A 17,223-nucleotide genomic window follows, 5' to 3' on the forward strand; every position below is an offset into this window, starting at 1 on the left:
TACGGGTGGTGTGCGTCGCGTGTCTGAGCGAGCCCGCCGCGGCGCGTCAGGCGATCACCTTGAAGCGCGATACACCGGTGCGCAGACTATTGGCGACGTGCGTCAGATCGTCGATGGCCTGAGTCGACTGGCGCAGCGATTCCGCCGTCTGCTGCGCGGCCTCCGAGAGCTGCGTCAGCGCCTGGGTGATCTGTTCTGCGCCTGTGGCTTGCGTCTGCATGCCTTCGTTGACCATCGAGAAGCGCGGCGCGAGCGCCTGCACCTGCTGGATGATCTGCGTGAGATGGCCGCCCACGTTCTGTACGTCGAGCATGCCGCGCCGAACTTCTTCGGAGAACTTGTCCATGCCCATCACGCCGGCAGCCACCGCCGACTGGATCTCCTTGACCATCTGTTCGATGTCATAGGTCGCCACGGCGGTTTGATCGGCGAGACGGCGAATCTCGGTCGCCACGACCGCGAAACCGCGGCCGTATTCGCCGGCCTTTTCTGCTTCGATCGCCGCGTTCAGCGAGAGCAGGTTGGTCTGATCCGCGACCTTGGTAATGGTGGCGACGACCTGGTTGATGTTGCTGGCCTTCTCGTTGAGGATCGCGAGCTTCGCGTTGACCGAGCCGGCGGCTTCCATCACGAGGCGCATGGTCTCTTCCATGCGCGCGAGGCCGGCGTGGCCGGTGCCGGCGAGCGCCGCCGACTGGCCTGCCACTTCGGAGACTTCGTTCATCGTGCGCAGCAGATCGCGCGAGGTCGCGAAGATTTCGCGCGACGTGGCGCCGATCTCGGTCGTGGTCGCTGCGGTTTCGTTCGCGGTGGCTTGCTGTTCACGCGAGGTCGCGGCGATTTCCGTCACCGACGTGGTGACCTGGACCGCCGACTTCTGCGCCTGGCCGACCAGTGCGGTGAGCTCGTCGGTCATGCGGTTAAAGCCCGCTTCGAGCGCGCCGATTTCATCCGCGCGGTTCAGTTGCAGACGTTGCGTGAGGTCGCCCGTGCGCATGATGTCGACGACTTGCAGGACCTTCGCCATCGGCGTGGTCACTGCGCGCAGCAGCCAGTAACCGGACAGCACAGCGGCGGCGGCGGCGATCAGCAGCATCACGAGCAACACGATACGGGTCGTCTCGACCGAACTGCGGATGCTTTCGGCGGCCTGGTCGGCGTAGGTCTTGTTGTCGTCCACCAGCTTACGCAACGAGAGGCGGCCCGTTTCCCAGATCGGCGTGAGCTGCGTGCTGGAGATCCGGACGGCACCCTCTTTCGAGGTCTGCAGGGTGGTCATCAGCGACGCCTGGATCGGCAGGTATTGCGTGTGCTGCTGCCGGAAGTCGTTGAAGAGGTCACGGTCGTCCTGACGGAAGATGGTGCCGCCGTAATCGTTGAGCAGCTTCTGCAGCGTTTGCTGTGTCTCGACGAGGCGCGCGGTGTCGCGCTTGACGGAATCGGGGTCCGCATCGACATAGATGAGACGCTGGGTGACGGTGTAGTTCTCGAACCAGGCCGCGCGCATCGCGGTCGCGTAGTAGAGGCCGGGCATCGAGTCCTGCTGCTGGCTCTTCGCGTCGCGGTCGATGCCGCCGAGTTGCTCGAAGGTGACGATTGCCATTGCCAGCATCACGATCAGCACGATCCCGAAGCTGCACAGAATCCGTTGCCGGATGGTCCATTGTTTCACGCGCACGCCCCTTAACTTTTTGGCTTGGGCTCGACGCCCGGTTGTCGACTGGTGGGTCTCGGGGTCGAAGAATCGGAAAGCTTTGCGGGTCGTCGGATTTGTCCGACGGGTCATGCGGCGAATTTTACATTGATCGTGGGAATGGATGACGGTAGACCAGGATGCATTTTGCGGTGTTGGCCGGATGCAGCGCTGGGCGCCAGACATAGGCTCACCATTTTTGCCGTTTGGGAAAAATGGTGAGCAATGACGCTCGCGCGACGTTACACCCGTAATGCCCAGTTACCAACTGCAGCATCTATTTCCGCGCGCGCCCTACACAATCTGTTCCATGCCTAAACGGCGGGAGCGAAACATGAAAAAAATTGCGATGGCGTTGTTGATGGTCGGGAGTCTGAGCGTGGCGGGGCAAGCGTCGGCTCATGGCGATGGCGGCGATGTGGTCGGTGCGCTGATCGGCGGTGCCGTGCTGGGCGCGGTGGTGACGTCCGCCTTGAATCCGGCGCCTGTGGTCGCTTACCAGCAGCCGGTCTACGCGCAGCCGGTGTATCAGCCGGCACCCGCGTATGCGGGGCCGCCGCCGGGATACTGCTATGACCAGTACCAGCGCGCGTATGTGGCGTGCGGTGCGCCGCCGCCCGCACAATACGGGTATCCGCAGGAGCCGCAACCGGGCTGGTAAATGAAAAGCGCGAGCGCGCGCAGTCTGAATGCTCGCGCATTACAGAGAAAAAGGCCGTCGCAATTGCAACGGCCTTTTTTTGTTGGGTATCTCTGCTCAATGCTTGTGATGCAGCCACTCCGCATAATGCGTGTCGAGCCAGCGTTCGAGGCGCTCCGGCTTGGTCTTGTCGCGATAGTGGGACGCGGCCCAGATCGCCACGCCGACCAGCAGCATCACCAAGGGTCCCAGCAAATAAGCCATTAACGATTCAGACATGGGAGCCTCCGTCCCGGCTTGCATCCGTCCTAGTAGTTTAGACGATGATCGGCGGGAAAAAAGGACGCTGTGAAGGGTTGGCTGGCAGCGCGGTGGAATGGGCGTGGATGCGCTGACAGCGGTATGGAAGATAGCCACTAAGAACCTAGCGAAGAAGATTATTTTCTTTTTATAGGCTGGTACTTGCAGTGGATGCTTATTTCTCTGTGTACCATAAAATATGCTGGCGCTGGCGCTGGCGCTGGCGCTGGCGCTGGCGCTGGCGCTGGCAGCGCTGCTGGCGCGATGGTGAGATGAGCTGCGGCAACCGGCCAGGAAATTGCCACACCTGCCACGCTTAACCGATCACGCCCTGTCGGCCGCTCTCGATCTGCTCGTCGACAAAATCCGCCCACCGTTGCAAGGTTCGACGCCGTTCCGTGGCATGTTCGGCGTGGTTGTCTTCGCTCGGAGCGTCTTTGACGCTATGCGCCAGCGCATTTTCAATTGCGTCCGCAGGCTGCCCCATCTCGCGCAAGTGGGTCGCGGCGGTGCGTCGAAAGTCGTGCAGGACGAAATGCTCGACGTCGAGTCCGAGCGATTTGACGGCCTGATTGAGCGTACTTTTGGCGATCGGCCGATCGTCGCCCCTGACGCTCGGGAAGACGAAATTTCGACTGGTCTTCGTGTCCTGAAGCTCTCGCAGCAAGGCGACCGCCTGATGCGAGAGATACACCACATGCTCACGGACCTTGTTCATTCGCGCGGCGGGGATCGTCCATCGCGCTGCGTTGAGGTTGAATTCGGACCAGGCCGCCTCGACGATGTCCGATTTTCGCACCATCGTCAGCACGAGCAGATGCAAAGCCAGTTTCAGCGGGCGCCGAATGTTCGATGCATAGATCGCCCGGAGCATGGCGCCCATTTCGTCTGGCGCGAGCACGCGGGTGCGGCTGTCCGGCGTTGCGATGAAGCGTGCCGGGATGAGCTCTGCCGGATTGGCCGTGGCGAGTTGCCGGGCGATCAGGTACTCATAGAGCCGCTTGACCGCGTTGCGCGTGTGCAGCGCCATCTTGGGCGAGCCACGGCTTTTGATCTGGTCGCATATCGCGCGGATGTCGTCGTCCGTCACGGCTTTGATCGGTTTGGCGCCAATGGCAGGGAGAACATCTTTTTCGAGCGCGCGCCGCGTGGTGCGCTGATACTCCGCCGACTTGCCGGCCATCTCCGTTGCGAGATAAAGCTCCGCGCCCTCGCGCAGCACCTCGGCCTTGCTCTCCGCACCGCGGTCGCGGCGCGCTGTCGCCACTGGCGAGACACCGCTTGCGACCATCTCCGCGTACTTCTGCGCCTTGGCGCGCGCGACCCGCAGCGAAATCATCCGGTAGTCGCCGATGGTGACGAGCGGCTGGCGCTTGCCGTTCAGTGAATAGCGGAAGCGCCAGACCTTGGTGCCCGTCGTCATGATTTCGATGACGAGGCCGTTGCCGTCCGCTACGCAATATCGGGTGGCGCGCGGCTCGAGCGCGCGGATCTGCGTTTCGGTGAGGGGGGCGGCTAGTTTTGGCATGGCGGATCGTTTGATACGGGGATGCCGGCAATTTTAGACTGGCTGGCTTTTGTGTACCAACGAAATAAGTGGCTTTTGGTCAACAGAGGATGTTCAATGCACGGCAGTGCAGACATGGGGCAGGGGTAGTCGGTGATCCCGCGCATTGCTCCAGATCCAAGGGGTACCATTCTGGCGGCTTCACCGAAATGGTCTTGGGCGGGCAGTCTGGCCGCTCAGAGGCAATTTTCGTTTTCTCGGCGGACGACGACCTCTGGCGAAATGCTCGCGATGATAGGTCGCCGTTTGGCAGCAGGTTATTTGCCGATGCAAAACCGGCTGAAAATCACGCCGAGCAGGTCGTCCGAGCTGAATTCCCCGGTGATCGAGTTCAGTTGGTCCTGCGCGAGCCGCAGCTCCTCGGCGAACAGATCCAGCGCCTGGGCGTTCTGATCGGCGTGCGCTGCAGCGGTCGCCAGATGCTCCTGAGCCGCGCGCAGCGCAATCAGATGCCGCTCGCGCGCGAGGTAGACGCTCTCCGCGCCGGCCTGCCAACCGGCGATTCGCAGTAGCTCTTCACGCAGCAACGCGACACCATCGCCTTGTTTCGCCGACAACCGCACTTCGCTGAGCTCGAGATCCGCGTCCAGCGGTGTCGCGGCCGGCGCAAGCCCGGTCAGATCCGTCTTGTTCAGCACGCGCACCACCGGCACCCCGCTCGGGAAACGGTCAGCGATCGTTCCGTCTTCGGCAGTCATGCCGGTCCGCGCATCAAGCAGATGCAGCACGACGTCCGCGCGCTCGATCTCGCTCCACGTGCGCGCAATGCCGATCTTTTCCACCTCGTCTTCGGTATCGCGCAGGCCGGCCGTGTCGATCACGTGCAGCGGGATGCCTTCAATCTGGATGGTTTGCGCGACCTTGTCGCGCGTCGTGCCGGCGATCGGCGTGACGATGGCCAACTCCGCGCCGGCCAGCGCGTTCAGCAGCGACGACTTGCCGACGTTCGGCTGTCCCGCCAGCACCACCGACAAACCCTCGCGCAACAGTGCCCCCTGACGCGCTTCGCTCAGCACGTGCGCGAGGCGCTCGCGAATCCGCGTGAGTTTGCCGCGGGCATCGGCGGCTTCGAGAAAGTCGATTTCTTCTTCCGGGAAATCGAGCGTCGCTTCGACCAGCATCCGCAGCGTGATGACCTCTTCGACCAGGGCGTGGATGTCGCGCGAAAACGCGCCGTCGAGCGAACGACCCGCCGAGCGCGCCGCGGCCTCAGTGCTGGCCTCGATCAGATCGGCGACAGCTTCCGCTTGCGCCAGATCCAGCTTGTCGTTGAGAAACGCACGGCGCGTGAATTCGCCCGGCTCGGCCAGACGCAGACCGAACGCCCGGCCGGCGTCGATGCAACGCTGCAAGACCAGTTGCAGCACGACCGGACCGCCGTGGCCTTGAAACTCGAGCACATGCTCGCCGGTATAGGAGTGCGGGGCGGGAAAGTACAGCGCGATGCCGCGATCGAGTGCGCTGCCGCTGTCGTCAAGGAAGGGCACATAGCTCGCGTGACGCGGCGCGAGCGCCTGGCCAGTGAGTGCTTGCATCAATGGCTGCGCGGCGGCTTCCCCGGCGCGGCCGAACGAAATCCGCACGACCCCGATTCCGCCTCGGCCGGGTGCGGTGGCAATGGCGACGATCGGATCGGAATGGGTGGCGAGCATGGGACGAGGCTATCAGAAGGGATTGAATGCGCATGAGCGGGCGCGGGGCATTGTAACGCGGGCATCCACCGGCTCTGGCCCCGGGCCGGATTCCTAACGTGGCATGAGTTTCTTAAGACAAGTAGGGATTTATCCCACACAAGCTAAGATAGCCTAAGACACATTTGCGAAAAATGGACACACTAGAATGCCTAAAACGTACGCTGGACAAGGAAAAGACGACATTCGACGAAATCGCGAAACACGTTATTAGCTGGCGATTTCAGGCTAAAAATAGCTCATTTGAGCAATAAAATTGCGCGTTTGGTTGTCCACTGATTATGCGCCGAATTGCACAATCGGGCCCATGCCGACCTCCAAAGAAAAAGCAGCTTTCGCCAAACGGCTGAAAGACTCACTCCCCAACGACGTTAAGGGTGGGACCGATTTAGCCAGGGAATTCAATCTGCTTTATAGCAGTGGCCCTGCCGTCTCGCCGCAAACCGCGCACAAATGGCTAGCGGGTACGACGATTCCGAAGCGCGATAAGTTGCAGGTTTTAGCGACGTGGCTGCAAAAGGACGTTCACTGGCTGCACTACGGGCCCGCGCCATCCGGCAAGACTAAACCGCTTGCCCGTGGCGAGAAGTATCCAATGACGCCGGAAACGATCGAGTTGGTTACGCAGATGGCTAACCGGTTCGCGGGTTTATCGCCGCGTCAGCGCAATCTGGTGGAAGAACTGATCACTGAATTTGACGGCGGCACGCAGCAGGAAACCGCCGCCGCGCCGGAAGACGCGTCAAATCAAAAGGGCCAGTAGATCGACGGCCAACAAAAAAGCCGCCCGGCGCAAACCGGGCGGCTTTTTTTACGGCTAGCTGCTGCTTCTGTCAGCCAGCGGGCGCTACCACCGCCCGCCTTAGGCAAGACATCAATCAGGCCGTTTTCGTCTTCGACTGACCCATCATCCGCGTGATGTAGTACTGCTGGGCGATCGACAGCACGTTGTTCACGACGTAGTACAGCACCAGACCGGCCGGGAAGAAGAAGAACATGACCGAGAACGCGATCGGCATGAACATCATCATCTTGGCTTGAACCGGGTCCGGCGGCGTCGGGTTCAGACGCGTCTGCAGGAACATCGAGACGGCCATCAGCACCGGCAGGATGAAGAACGGGTCCTGCTGCGACAGATCGTGGATCCAGAGAATCCACGGCGCGCCGCGCATTTCCACCGACGACAGCAGCACCCAGTACAGCGAGATGAACACCGGAATCTGAATCACGACCGGCAGACAGCCGCCGAACGGATTGACCTTCTCGGTCTTGTACAGCTCCATCAGCGCGGCGTTCATCTTCTGCGGATCGCCCTTGAAGCGTTCACGCAGCGCCGTCATACGCGGCGTGATCGCCTTCATGCGCGCCATCGACTTGTAGCTCGCTGCCGACAGCGGGAAGAACACGGCCTTGATCAGCAGCGTGAGCAGCACGATCGACCAGCCCCAGTTGCCGACATAGCTGTGGATCTTCTCGAGCAACCAGAACAGCGGCTTCGCGATGATCGTGACCCAGCCATAGTCCTTCACCAGTTCCAGACCCGGCGCGATGCCTTCGAGCATGCGCTCTTCTTCCGGACCGGCGAACAGACGCGCGGACACATCAGCCGATTGGCCCGGGGCGATGGTCGCCACCGGTTGCTTCACGCCGACGCGATACAGCGCCGGATCGATCTTCTCGACATAGATGTCGCGCTTCACACCCTGCTGCGGAATCCACGCCGACGCGAAGTAATGCTGCACCATCGCGATCCAGCCGTTGTCGGCCGAATTGACGAAGTCTTCCTTGTTCTTGTCGATGTCGCTGAACGTCATCTTCTGGAAGTGGTGCTGCTCGGTGTAGACAGCCGGTCCGATGAACGTGTGCGAGAAGCGCGGCGTTTCCACCGGCGTGTCGTCGCGTACCAGTTCCATATAGACCGACGGCGTGACCGGCACGGTACCGACGTTCTCGATCTTCGTGTCGACACCGATCACATAGCTGCCGCGCGTGAACGTGTAGGTCTTGATGACCTTCACACCACCCTTGACCGGCGACTCGAAGCTGAGCTGGAACGACTTGGCGTCGCCCGTCAGATCGTGCGGCTGGTTCGGCAGCGGCGTGTAGATGTCGGTATGGTTCGGGAAATCGCCACCGAGCAGACCGGTGCGCGCCAGGTACGTATGGTTCGCGGTGCGATCGAACAGCGTGATGACCAGATCGGGCGTCTTGCCGTCGCCTTGCTTGACGAGCGACAGCTTCGACAGCGTGCCGCCGCGGGTGTCGATCTCGCCGTTATAGACGTCGGTGCTGAAGCTGATCAGCTGGCCTTGGGCCGCAGCAGCCGGCGCATTGCCGGGCGCTGCTCCGTTGGTGGCCGGCAGATCGGCGGACTGGGTTCCCGGCGTCGTGGTTCCCGGTGCGGCGCTACCGACGGTCTTGGTCGGGTTGGCGCTCGGGAAGAACATCGACGGGCGTCCGTGGTCGCGTTGCCAGTTGTCGAACAGCATGACCGCTGACATGAAAAAGATGACCCATAGGACGGTGCGTTTGATATCCATGCGTTGTCTCAGTGTCGATGGAACGGCGCGTCAGCGCTTTTCAGAAGTGGGAGGCGGGACGAGATCGATGCCGCCCGCGGAAAACGGGTGGCAGCGGCAAATACGCCTGGCGGCGAGATAAGTCCCGCGCGCGGCGCCATGATACTGGATTGCTTCGCGCGCGTAATCAGAACAGGAAGGGTAAAAACGGCACCGGTTGCCGAGCATAGGGCTCACAGCAACCTTGTAGAAACGCAGTAAAGCGATGAGTACCGTTTGCATGGCTGGTGCGGCCGGACGGCGCCGCGCAACGTGGAGTACCGGGCGACGCCCGCGCAGCCTGACTGCTATAGCTGCAAAGCGGGTGGTCACTTGAGCGTCATTCCGTCTTGGGCGCTTCCGCGGGCGGCGCCTCGCGACGGACAATTTCGCGCGCTGCCTTGTCGAGCAGCGCCTCTATCTCGCTGCGGCACAACGCCCTCAACGGCGGCGACGAGGCGCTCGGCAAAGCTTTCTTGTCGAAGCGCGTGTGCAAACGCAGCAGCACATCCCAACCGCCGAATTCCGCGCGACGCAGCCGGAAGGCTTCACGCGCGAGTCGACGTACCAGATTACGCGTGGCCGCGCGCGGCGCATACTTCTTGCCGATCACGAGACCTAAGCGAGCGTCATTACCGGTGGGCCGGCCGTACACCACGAAGTGCGCGGTGCGGCGCCACGGGCGCAAACGAAAAACGGATGAAAATTCATCCGTTTTCAGTAGCCTTGCGGCTTTGGGGAAGGCGGCTTGCGCTCGCAACGGAACCGAGCCCAGTTGCGGCGCCCCTGCCGTTCCCGCTTCACCGCGGGCGTCAGTCACAGCGCGCAATCCGCTCGCCTACCTTAGATGGCGAGGCGCTTGCGGCCCTTCGCGCGACGTGCGTTGATGACCTTGCGGCCACCTGCGGTCTTCATGCGAACGCGGAAGCCGTGGGTGCGCTTGCGACGGGTAACGGAAGGTTGGTAAGTACGTTTCATGTTGCTCTCACTTGATCGACTGATCGAAAATTAACCGCACGATCATCGCTGAAGCGGCAATGGCCGGAGGTTTACAGAATTGGTTTTCGCGGAACCCGCTATTTAAACCGGTTTTCTTTTGGCCGTCAATAGTTTAGCTTGGCTCGGCCTGACCCCAGGAAGACTTCGCCAGATGATCAGTCCCTGTGGATAACTCCCTTTCGCCGACGTTTTGGCGTTAGAATCTCGCCTTACTTCCCAAAAATTCTGCACGCTGCTCCGGCTCGCTTGCCCCGCAAACCCTTGTGGCACAAGCGCCTGGAGCCATCGCGCCTGGTTCGGCCTGGCTGCTCAGGGCCTTGTTGCGTATGCGCGACAGGGGCAGCGGCGAACCGCCGTGCACACCATAACGACAGCAACTCGATGAACGATTTCTGGCAACACTGTTCCGCATTGCTGGAGCGTGAGCTTACGCCCCAGCAGTACGTGACGTGGATCAAACCGTTGGCCCCGGTCGCCTTCGACGCCGCTGCGAACACGCTTAGCATCGCTGCGCCGAACCGCTTCAAGCTCGATTGGGTCAAGAGCCAGTTCTCCGGCCGCATTTCCGATATGGCCCGCGATTTCTGGCAGACGCCGGTCGATGTGCAATTTGTGTTGGACCCGAAAGCCGGTATGCGCGCACCGGCGGCGACCTCGTCGCCGGCTCCGTCGCGTCCGTCTTCCGCGTCTGGCCCGATGGGCGGCGGCCATTCGTCTGGTTCAAACGGCGGTGGGGCCGCCGTGGACGCAGCCGTCGGTGCCGTACAAGCGTCGCAAGCCGCGCGCGCCAACGGCGCGAACAGCGCGATGGCGACCCTCAACGCGAATGCACGCGCTGCGGCTGACCACAACGCGAACGCCCGCGCGGCGGCTGAAGATGCTGCCGACCTCGATCTCCCCAGCCTCGACGCGAATGAAGCTGCGGCCGCACGCCGCACGTGGCGTCCGGGCCAAAGCGCGAGCTCGAGCGGCAATGGTGAGAACGACTCGATGTACGAGCGTTCGAAGCTCAACCCCGTGCTGACCTTCGACAATTTCGTGACCGGTAAGGCCAACCAGTTGGCGCGCGCCGCGGCGATTCAGGTCGCGGACAACCCCGGCATCTCGTACAACCCGCTGTTTCTGTACGGCGGCGTGGGCCTGGGCAAGACCCACCTGATTCACGCAATCGGCAACCAGCTTCTGATGGACAAGGCCGGCGCGCGGATTCGCTACATCCACGCGGAACAGTACGTGTCCGACGTGGTGAAGGCCTACCAGCGCAAGGCGTTCGACGACTTCAAGCGTTACTACCACTCGCTCGACCTGCTGCTGATCGACGATATTCAGTTTTTCTCCGGCAAGTCGCGGACACAAGAGGAATTCTTCTACGCGTTCGAGGCGCTGGTCGCGAACAAGGCGCAGGTGATCATCACCAGCGACACGTATCCGAAGGAAATCTCCGGCATCGACGACCGCCTGATCTCGCGCTTCGACTCCGGCCTGACGGTGGCGATCGAGCCGCCCGAGCTGGAAATGCGCGTCGCGATTCTGATGCGCAAGGCGCAATCCGAATTCGTGAGCCTGAACGAAGACGTCGCGTTCTTCGTCGCCAAGCATCTGCGCTCGAACGTGCGTGAACTGGAAGGCGCGCTGCGCAAGATCCTCGCGTATTCGAAGTTCCACGGCCGCGAAATCACGATCGAAGTGACAAAAGAAGCGCTGAAAGACCTGCTGACGGTACAGAATCGGCAGATTTCGGTGGAAAACATCCAGAAGACCACGGCTGACTTCTACAGCATCAAGGTCGCGGACATGTATTCGAAGAAGCGTCCGGCGAACATTGCACGGCCGCGGCAGATCGCGATGTATCTGGCGAAGGAGCTGACGCAGAAGAGTTTGCCGGAAATCGGCGAACTGTTCGGCGGCCGCGACCACACCACCGTGCTGCACGCTGTGCGCAAGATTGCCGCTGAGCGCGGCACGGACGCGCAGTTGAACCACGAACTGCACGTGCTGGAGCAAACGCTGAAGGGTTAAGCAACCCGGACGTAAAAATCGACCTGTTTATTTCGGAACTCGCCCCCATTTTAGGGGAGCGGTTCTGTTTTCAGGCACAATACAGGTTTAACCGCCCGGCGGCCGCGGGCGGAATTCACGCCGTGACAGGCGCTGCGTGGCGCCGGCGGGGAGCCGCGGTTGCGCGCTGTAAGGCTGGCAAGTCAGGCGCGCAGGCCGTTATATCAACGAAGGAACTCTATGCAACTGGTCAAGACCGAACGCGATAACCTCCTCAGGCCGCTGCAAACCGTGAGCGGCATCGTCGAACGCCGCCATACGTTGCCGATCCTCGCCAATTTGCTGATTACCAAGAACGGCCCTGACGTGTCGTTCCTGTCGACCGACCTCGAGTTGCAGATCACCACGCGTGCCGATTTCGGCGTGGGCGGCGATTCGGTCGCGACCACGGTGGCAGCAAGAAAGCTCCTCGACATTCTGCGCGCGATGCCCGACGGGCAAGTGACGCTGACCCTGAACGACAAGCGTTTGACCGTGCAATCCGGCAAGAGCCGCTTTGCGCTGCAAACGCTGGCGGCCGACGAGTTCCCGACCGTCGCTCAAGCTAAAGACTACGGCGCGAACCTGGTGGTTCCCCAGAAGACGTTCCGTCAGTTGCTCGGCATGGTCCATTTCTCGATGGCCCAGCAGGACATCCGCTACTACCTGAACGGCATGCTGCTGGTGGTGGACGGCGACCAGCTGATGGCAGTCGCAACGGACGGCCACCGTCTGGCGTTCTCGTCGATGAAGATCGAAGGATCGTTCGCGCGCCAGGAAGTGATCATTCCGCGCAAGACGATTCTCGAACTGCAGCGTCTGCTGGAAGACATCGACGACACGCTGAAGATCGACATCGCCGCGACGCAGGTGAAGTTCACCTTCGGCCAGGTCGAACTGGTGTCGAAGCTGGTGGAAGGCAAATTCCCCGACTTCCAGCGCGTGATTCCGAAGTCGCACAAGAATCAGTTCTTGATCGGCCGTGAAGAACTGCAGCGTTCGCTGCAACGCGCCGCGATTCTGACGTCGGACAAATTCAAGGGCGTGCGCTGCATCATCGAGCCGGGCCAGTTGAAGATCATGTCGACCAACGCCGATCAGGAAGAGGCGCAGGAAGAACTGGAAATCGCGTACGACGGCGACAGCGTCGATATCGGGTTCAACGTCACGTATCTGCTCGACGTGCTCGCGAACCTGAAGGTCGACATGTTGCAAGTGAGCCTTGGCGACGCCAGCTCCAGCGCGTTGATCACGATTCCCGAGAACGACGAATTCAAATACGTCGTGATGCCGATGCGCATCTAACGCGTCCAAAAACCAAGAACACACCAAGGGGCGCAGCGCCCCTTTGGCGTTTTTATGGTGTTTTGAAAAGTCCCGAGCAGCAACCTTGCAGTAACGCAGAACCGGAAAAAATCCATGACTGAAACGAACAATTCGCAACCCGACAATAGCGGCTATGGCGCCTCGTCCATTCAGATCCTTGAAGGTCTGGAGGCTGTGCGCAAGCGTCCCGGGATGTATATCGGCGATACATCGGACGGCACCGGCCTGCATCACCTCGTGTTCGAAGTGCTCGACAACTCGATCGACGAAGCGTTGGCCGGGTACTGTAACGACATCCAGGTCACCATCCACGCGGACAACTCGATTTCGATCACCGACAACGGCCGCGGTGTGCCGACCGGTCTCAAGATGGACGACAAGCACGATCCGAAGCGCAGTGCCGCTGAAATCGTGATGACCGAGCTGCACGCCGGCGGCAAGTTCGACCAGAACAGCTACAAGGTGTCCGGCGGCCTGCACGGCGTGGGTGTGTCGTGCGTGAACGCGCTGTCGTCGTGGCTGCGCCTTGTGGTGCGCCGTGACGGCAAGAAGCACTTCATGGAATTCCACCGTGGCGTACCGCAGAACCGCGTGATCGAAGAGATCGACGGCGTGGCTGTGTCGCCGATTCCGGTGATTGGCGACACCGAAAACCGCGGCACCGAAGTGCACTTCATGGCCGACGAGACGATCTTCGGCAATGTCGAATATCACTACGACATTCTGGCCAAGCGGATTCGCGAACTGTCGTTCCTGAATAACGGCGTGCGGATTCGCCTGCACGACTTGCGCAGCGGCAAGGAAGAAGATTTCGCGTTTGTGGGCGGTGTGAAGGGTTTTGTTGAGTACATCAACAAGAACAAGGCCGTCCTGCACCCGAACATTTTCCACGTCGCCGGCGAGAAGGACGGCATTGCCGTCGAAGTCGCGATGCAGTGGAACGACAGCTACAACGAAAACGTGCTCTGCTTCACGAACAACATTCCGCAGCGCGACGGCGGCTCGCACTTGACCGGTTTGCGTGCGGCGATGACGCGCGTGTTGAACAAGTACATCACCGATCACGAAGTCGCGAAGAAAGCGAAGGTTGAGACGGCCGGCGACGACATGCGCGAAGGGCTCTCGTGCGTGCTGTCGGTGAAGGTGCCGGAGCCGAAGTTCAGCGCGCAGACCAAGGACAAGCTGGTGTCGTCGGAAGTGCGCGCGCCGGTGGAGGATGTGGTCGCGAAGGCGCTCGAAGAATTCCTGCTTGAAACGCCGAACGACGCGAAGATCATTTGCGGCAAGATTGTTGATGCGGCGCGGGCGCGTGATGCGGCTCGGAAGGCGCGTGAAATGACGCGTCGTAAGGGCGTGCTGGATGGCGTTGGTTTGCCTGGAAAGCTGGCGGATTGCCAGGAGAAGGACCCGGCGAAGTCGGAAATTTATATCGTCGAGGGCGACTCGGCAGGCGGCTCGGCGAAGCAGGGGCGTGACCGGAAGTTTCAGGCGATCTTGCCGCTGCGCGGCAAGGTGCTCAACGTGGAGAAGGCGCGCTATGACAAGCTGCTTTCTTCGGAGCAGATTGTGACGCTGATTACGGCGCTGGGTTGCGGGATCGGCAAGGAAGACTACAACCTCGACAAGCTGCGTTATCACCGCATCATCATCATGACCGATGCTGACGTGGACGGCGCGCACATCCGCACGCTGCTGCTGACGTTCTTCTATCGTCAGATGCCGGACATGATCGAGCGTGGGTATATCTATATCGCGCAGCCGCCGCTGTTCAAGATCAAGGCGGGTAAGGATGAGCGGTATCTGAAGGATGAGGCTGAGGTTAATGCTCACATTCTGAAGCTGGCGTTGCAGGGGTCGGAGTTGTTGGCTTCTGAAGGGGCTACGCCGATTACTGGGGATGCGTTGGGCGAGTTGGCTCGGGCTTATTTGCTGGCTCAAGCTGTTGTTAACCGTCTGAGCCGGTTGTATGACGCTGGGGCGCTTGAGGCTGTGATGGATGGAGTTGTTATTGACCTCTCCAGTGAGGAAGCGGCTGAGGCTTCGGCTGTGGCTTTGGAAGCGAAGCTGCGTGATGATGCGCTGAAGCCTGAGGTTAAGGTCACCACGATGTATGACCCGGTGCGTGAGCTGCGCTCGCTGCGCGTTGCGCGGACTCATCACGGGAATCAGAAGATTTCTGTGTTGGATCAGGATTTTCAGTTGACCGCGGATTACCAACAGCTGATCAATACCGCTAATACGTTTAAGGGGTTGATTGGGACGGGTGCCGTCATTAAACGTGGTGAGCGGAGTATGGCTGTTACCGACTTCAAGAGCGCTATGAAGTGGTTGCTGGCTGATGCTGAGCGCAATATTTCCAAGCAGCGCTATAAGGGTCTCGGTGAGATGAATCCTGGGCAGCTTTGGGAAACTACGATGGATCCGACTGTGCGTCGCTTGCTTCGTGTGCAGATTGAGGATGCTATTGCGGCTGATGGCATCTTTACGACGCTCATGGGGGATGATGTGGAGCCGCGTCGGGCTTTCATTGAGTCGAATGCGTTGCGGGCGGGGAATATTGACGTTTGATACCTGTGTCGGGCCGTAGGGCGCCAGAGTAAGTGCGACTGGCGCCACAGTTTTGCGACTACCGGACAAAGTTCCTGCGACTGACCTACATCTTTAGAAAAATCTGCCCGTCATCGTGATTTGCAGACTCTTAACGTGTAGTCAGCCGGATTTGACTCGACTGACAGCGTCAGTTCATTCCGTCGATTTCCGACTTGATAGCGGCTTTTCCGGGGGGAATATCAAGCCCGAAGCCGTGAAGCGGTGCGCCAAAGGCGCAGGCTTGAGGTTTGACTCGCTCTGAAGAATCATTTCCTAGGTCGGGAATGGCCGAAATCCCCGCTGACATCGTTCGACCGGTCGAGCGCCGGCTAATACACTTAATGCGTAGGTCGAGTGTTCGAGTCACTCACGCCCGACCAAAGAATCAAGCAAAAAAGCTCAGTCCTTGTGACTGGGCTTTTTGCTTTCTGGATTCTGCGTAGGCGCTGTGTATGCATTTTGATTGAGACCGCAGCACGTCAAATAGACACTGGCCGCACGAAGTGCCATGCTTCATCGGTCCGGCGAAGGCCTTCAGGGGTTGACCGTCCGACGAAGTCGCGCAACCGACTGCTAGGGCCTGTCGCGCCCATCCGCTTACGGCAAACAAATTGACCTGTTGCCACCACCTTGCAGGACGCCCATAGGAGGGTAAGCAGCGCGGGCTGCGCCGGCAGCGTCGACGACGCAACTGGTCCAGTTGACGTATCCAAAGAAAAGTCAGATCGCTCGCGTGTCCGGCAGCATCAAACAAAGCGCTTTTTCAACTGGCCGCCACTTGCGCGGCGCGTGGTCCCCACTCCTCCACAGATAAGCACTCTTTCTATCCCAGCAGAAGAGATGCCCCGAATGCGCCCCCAATTTTGGCTTCCAGCTCGAATCTCTGGAAGGAGGTGCGTGTCTTGCTTTGCCGCATAGCCGAACTCGACCAGGTCGTTTCTGCACTGTTGCAGAAGGGCTACACGTTACCTTGGCACCTTACAAGTCACATACTGAGCGCCTGCCCGTAGTCAGGGAGGCTCTCGACGTGTGCTCTTATTCCGTAGGTGGAGTGTTCGAGTCACTCACGCCTCGCCAAAGAAAATCGCGCGATCATGCCGCATGATTGACCGATCACTGTTCACGGGCGCTGCGCTGCGAACGAAGATTCCGAGTCGCAGGATGGAAAGGCTGACGGGAGGACGATAGCAGGTTTTGTCGTGGACGAAATTTTGAAGCTTGGGCTGTCGAGCCTCGATGAGGAACGCATTCTACGTCTGAATGACGAATACCTATGCATGCAAGTGCCGGAAGGCGAATGGGCAAACGCGCTTCGCCCGATCCTAATGGCCAAACTGGTGATACCCGTGTGAACAAGATCAGGTATTGCCCTGAGTGCATGACGCAGTCGAGACACATTCGCTCGCGCTGGCGCCTCACAGTGTTTGATGTTTGCACTATCCACCATATCCGTCTAAAAGACGATCTGGTCGAACCCGTGATGACGAGAGGCTACAGGCAAGAAAACAGATACTTCGTCACCGAGGTCACGGATGAACAGTTCTGGGCGGGCGCAGTATGCCCAATGCCCAGCGAACGGCGGCACGTCGATCGATTGTGGTCGGGTTTCGAACGGTCGATCGTTGAGAACGACACCCCGGGAGCTTTCGAGCAGCTCACTTGTATTTTGTTTCTGGAGGCGTTGCTCGACGCGTTGCGGCGCGTGTCAAGGTACTTGTCGCCTCAGTCATGCAGCCAAAGGCTGTTTAAGTGTGGCGTGCGAGGCCATCGTGACGACTGACTCGCGCTCCGGATTGAGGGTGACTGCGCCGATTGGCGTCCAG

13 protein-coding genes and 1 pseudogene are annotated in these 17,223 nt (G+C 60.3%); 6 read left to right on the forward strand and 8 right to left on the reverse strand.

Going from position 1 to position 17,223, the window contains the following annotated elements; translation table 11 throughout:
* Positions 1 to 46: 46 nt before the first annotated feature.
* Positions 47 to 1,672: a methyl-accepting chemotaxis protein gene (locus GNZ12_RS06265; RefSeq protein WP_172309526.1), complete on the reverse strand. Its 1,626-nt coding sequence runs from the start codon at positions 1,670 to 1,672 to the stop codon at positions 47 to 49.
* A 355-nt stretch (positions 1,673 to 2,027) separates the two neighbouring features.
* Between GNZ12_RS06265 and GNZ12_RS06270 the strand changes: the two genes are divergently transcribed.
* The gene (locus tag GNZ12_RS06270; protein ID WP_172309527.1) at positions 2,028 to 2,354 is read left to right on the forward strand and encodes an ecotin precursor; all 327 of its coding nucleotides are present in this window, start codon (positions 2,028 to 2,030) and stop codon (positions 2,352 to 2,354) included.
* A gap of 96 nt (positions 2,355 to 2,450) precedes the next feature.
* On the opposite strand, the gene GNZ12_RS06275 is transcribed toward GNZ12_RS06270, so the two are convergent.
* The 3 genes from GNZ12_RS06275 to mnmE all read right to left on the reverse strand — a co-directional run bounded on the left by GNZ12_RS06275 (position 2,451) and on the right by mnmE (position 5,852).
* Positions 2,451 to 2,612, reverse strand: a complete 162-nt coding sequence (locus tag GNZ12_RS06275) for a hypothetical protein (protein WP_172309528.1) — start codon at positions 2,610 to 2,612, stop codon at positions 2,451 to 2,453.
* A gap of 337 nt (positions 2,613 to 2,949) precedes the next feature.
* Positions 2,950 to 4,161: a tyrosine-type recombinase/integrase gene (locus tag GNZ12_RS06280; RefSeq protein WP_172309529.1), complete on the reverse strand. Its 1,212-nt coding sequence runs from the start codon at positions 4,159 to 4,161 to the stop codon at positions 2,950 to 2,952.
* A 296-nt stretch (positions 4,162 to 4,457) separates the two neighbouring features.
* Positions 4,458 to 5,852 (reverse strand): tRNA uridine-5-carboxymethylaminomethyl(34) synthesis GTPase MnmE, encoded by a 1,395-nt coding sequence (mnmE, locus tag GNZ12_RS06285; protein WP_172309530.1) that lies wholly within the window; start codon positions 5,850 to 5,852, stop codon positions 4,458 to 4,460.
* Positions 5,853 to 6,198: 346 nt separating this feature from the next.
* On the opposite strand from mnmE, the gene GNZ12_RS06290 reads away from it, so the two are divergent.
* On the forward strand, positions 6,199 to 6,654 hold the full coding sequence (locus GNZ12_RS06290; RefSeq protein WP_172309531.1) for an XRE family transcriptional regulator: 456 nt from the start codon (positions 6,199 to 6,201) through the stop codon (positions 6,652 to 6,654).
* 115 nt (positions 6,655 to 6,769) lie between these two features.
* Here GNZ12_RS06290 and yidC read toward each other — a convergent pair whose 3' ends face one another.
* The 4 genes from yidC to rpmH all read right to left on the reverse strand — a co-directional run bounded on the left by yidC (position 6,770) and on the right by rpmH (position 9,427).
* Positions 6,770 to 8,431, reverse strand: coding sequence for a membrane protein insertase YidC (yidC, locus tag GNZ12_RS06295; RefSeq protein WP_172309532.1), 1,662 nt, complete (start codon positions 8,429 to 8,431; stop codon positions 6,770 to 6,772).
* Positions 8,432 to 8,461: 30 nt separating this feature from the next.
* Positions 8,462 to 8,692 (reverse strand): membrane protein insertion efficiency factor YidD, encoded by a 231-nt coding sequence (gene yidD / locus GNZ12_RS06300; RefSeq protein WP_007180115.1) that lies wholly within the window; start codon positions 8,690 to 8,692, stop codon positions 8,462 to 8,464.
* A 97-nt stretch (positions 8,693 to 8,789) separates the two neighbouring features.
* Positions 8,790 to 9,269: a ribonuclease P protein component gene (rnpA, locus tag GNZ12_RS06305; RefSeq protein ID WP_172309533.1), complete on the reverse strand. Its 480-nt coding sequence runs from the start codon at positions 9,267 to 9,269 to the stop codon at positions 8,790 to 8,792.
* A gap of 23 nt (positions 9,270 to 9,292) precedes the next feature.
* Positions 9,293 to 9,427: a 50S ribosomal protein L34 gene (gene rpmH, locus GNZ12_RS06310; protein ID WP_004198824.1), complete on the reverse strand. Its 135-nt coding sequence runs from the start codon at positions 9,425 to 9,427 to the stop codon at positions 9,293 to 9,295.
* A gap of 402 nt (positions 9,428 to 9,829) precedes the next feature.
* Here rpmH and dnaA point away from each other — a divergent pair, with 402 nt between their 5' ends.
* From dnaA to GNZ12_RS45500, 4 genes and pseudogenes are all read left to right on the forward strand, one after another.
* Positions 9,830 to 11,467 carry a chromosomal replication initiator protein DnaA gene (gene dnaA / locus GNZ12_RS06315; protein WP_216673109.1) on the forward strand — a complete coding sequence of 546 codons (1,638 nt, stop codon included), beginning with the start codon at positions 9,830 to 9,832 and terminating at the stop codon, positions 11,465 to 11,467.
* A 219-nt stretch (positions 11,468 to 11,686) separates the two neighbouring features.
* A complete protein-coding gene (dnaN, locus tag GNZ12_RS06320) occupies positions 11,687 to 12,790 on the forward strand; it encodes a DNA polymerase III subunit beta (protein ID WP_074281733.1) in 1,104 nt (367 codons plus the stop codon).
* Between the two features lie 114 nt (positions 12,791 to 12,904).
* On the forward strand, positions 12,905 to 15,379 hold the full coding sequence (gene gyrB, locus GNZ12_RS06325) for a DNA topoisomerase (ATP-hydrolyzing) subunit B (protein WP_172309534.1): 2,475 nt from the start codon (positions 12,905 to 12,907) through the stop codon (positions 15,377 to 15,379).
* A 1,318-nt stretch (positions 15,380 to 16,697) separates the two neighbouring features.
* Positions 16,698 to 16,844: pseudogene (locus GNZ12_RS45500) on the forward strand (TniQ family protein); the annotation flags it as partial.
* Between the last annotated feature and the right edge of the window lie 379 nt (positions 16,845 to 17,223).

It is taken from the genome of Paraburkholderia solitsugae (assembly GCF_013177695.1).
Taxonomy (GTDB): Bacteria; Pseudomonadota; Gammaproteobacteria; order Burkholderiales; family Burkholderiaceae; genus Paraburkholderia; species Paraburkholderia solitsugae.